Origin of the sequence: Methylobacterium sp. WL18 (assembly GCF_008040015.1) — a bacterium.
Lineage (GTDB): Bacteria > Pseudomonadota > Alphaproteobacteria > Rhizobiales > Beijerinckiaceae > Methylobacterium > Methylobacterium mesophilicum.
In genome coordinates this window covers 1-2,025 of record NZ_VRVD01000762.1, presented here as the reverse complement: position 1 = coordinate 2,025, position 2,025 = coordinate 1, and the positions used below count along the sequence as shown (strand labels likewise).

Here is a 2,025-nt window from a genome sequence, read left to right as displayed (position 1 = left end):
TTTTTTCACCACCACCCCCCCCACCCCCCCCTCCTGTTTGGGGGGGGGGGTGGGTTTTTTTTTATACTCCCCGGGCTGCAGGCCTGCCGCGCGCGCGATCCCGCGGGCGCGGCGCTCCTAGAGCCGTATCTCGACCGCCGGGCGCCCGGCTGGCGTGTAGACGCTGAGCGCGATCGAGACCCGCGGCCGGGACGCCCGGCGTATCCAGGGTCGATGACGCAGGAGGAGGCGTACCAGATCTTGGGGCTTCAGCGCGGGGCGACCGCTGAGCAGGTCCGGACGGCCCACAGGTCTCTGATGAAGCTCACCCACCCCGACCAGGGCGGAAGTGCCGACAGGGCGGCGCGGGTCAACGCGGCCCGGGACAGGCTTTTGAACCGACATCGCTGAACTCCACGCGCGTTGTCAGATGCTGACTGGTTCGCAGCCGCGGGCAAACACAGCCGCGGCTCCGTCGTGCCGGCGCGCCGGATCGGCGCGCCGTCGATCGCCTAGGGCGTCGGCCCGGACATCAGAGCCGGGACGACGCTCGAGGCTTCTGTTTCTGCATCATCTCGGTCCGAAAGCCGGAACCCACCTTTCGGGATGATGCTCGAGTGGTTCAGCTGCGGGTCGCGAAGCAGCTGAAGCCGCTGCGCTTCAGGGCCGTGCAGGCATCCTGCGCGGAATCCTGCTCCGCGAAGCCGGAGAAGCGGGCGCGGTAGAGCGTGGTCCCGCCATGCTCGACCTTGACCGTGTAGGGCGCCGCCTTGGACAGGCTGCCCCCGGCCTTGGCGCGGGCCTCCGAGAGCATCGTGCGGGCCTTGGACTCGTCGTCCATGGCGCCGAGCTGGATCACCCAGGCGGTGGGGACGACGCGGGTGCCGGTGACGGCCTTGGGCGGCTCGTCGCGTTCGGCGGAGGCCAGCCGGGCCGCGGTCTTGGACGCGCCGGGGAACGGCGCCTGAGCGGTGCTCGCGCCGGCATATGCCTGCGCGGATTTCGGCAGCGCCTGCGACACGCCCTGCGGACCGGGCTTCCAGGTGCCGCCCGGCGTCGTGGTCGAGCGCGAGGGCATGATGTCCAGGGGCTCGCCGGTGGTGCCGGTGGTCTCGACATCCTCGTCGTCGGCCGAGGCGACCTGGGTGCGGGTGCGCGAGACGGCATCCGCCACCACGGCCGGGCGGGCCCGCTCGGCCACCTCGGTGACCGGCGCCGACTGGCGGGCGCCGGCATAGGCCCGGGGCAGGTTGGAGCGGACGAGGTCGGCCATGATCCGGTCGCGGCTGCCGCCCGACTTGCCGCCGAGCACGATCGCCACGATCTGGCGGCCCTCGGACTTGGCCGCGGTCATCAGGTTGAACCCCGAGTCGCGGGTGTAGCCGGTCTTGATCCCGTCCACGCCCTGGACGTTGCCGAGCAGGTGGTTGTGGTTGCCGATCACCCGGCCGCGGAACGCGAAGGAGCGGGTCTGGAAGTAGCGGTAATAGTGCGGGAACCGGTCCTGGATGGCGCGGGCCAGGACGGTGAGGTCCCGGGCGGTGGTGAGCTGGTCGGGGTCCGGCAGGCCGGAGGCGTTGGCGTAGCGGGTCCGGCTCATGCCGAGTGCGTGCGCCTTGGCGGTCATCATCTGGGCGAAGCGCTCCTCGGAGCCGGCGATGTTCTCGCCGATCGCGCAGGCCACGTCGTTAGCCGACTTGGTGACGATCGCCTTGATCGCGTCCTCGACCGAGATGGTCTGGCCGGGGCGCAGGCCGAGCTTCGACGGCGCCTGGGCGGCGGCGTGGGCCGACATGGTCAGCTCGGAATCGAGGGCGAACTTGCCGCGCTCCATCTGCTCGAACAGCATGTAGAGCGTCATGACCTTGGTGATCGAGGCCGGATGGCGCAGCGCGTCCTCGTTGACCGCGTGCAGCGTCTTCCCGCTCTTCACATCCACCACCATGGCGGCGTAGGGCGGGTTGTAGCCGCCCCCCGACGCATGGTGATGATGGTGCCGCCCGCGGCGGGCCTCGGCCGGGGCGGCCAGGGCGGTCAGGACCGCGG

Annotated in this window: 1 protein-coding gene and 1 pseudogene; one reads left to right on the top strand and one right to left on the bottom strand. The window is 71.0% G+C overall.

Going from position 1 to position 2,025, the window contains the following annotated elements; genetic code table 11:
- Positions 1 to 90 precede the first annotated feature (90 nt).
- Positions 91 to 390, top strand: a pseudogene (locus tag FV228_RS27995) (DnaJ domain-containing protein); the annotation flags it as partial.
- Positions 391 to 601: 211 nt separating this feature from the next.
- Here the strand turns inward: FV228_RS27995 and FV228_RS27990 are convergent.
- Positions 602 to 2,025 (bottom strand): D-alanyl-D-alanine carboxypeptidase (locus FV228_RS27990; RefSeq protein ID WP_246694055.1); only part of this gene is annotated, 1,424 nt, incomplete at its 5' end.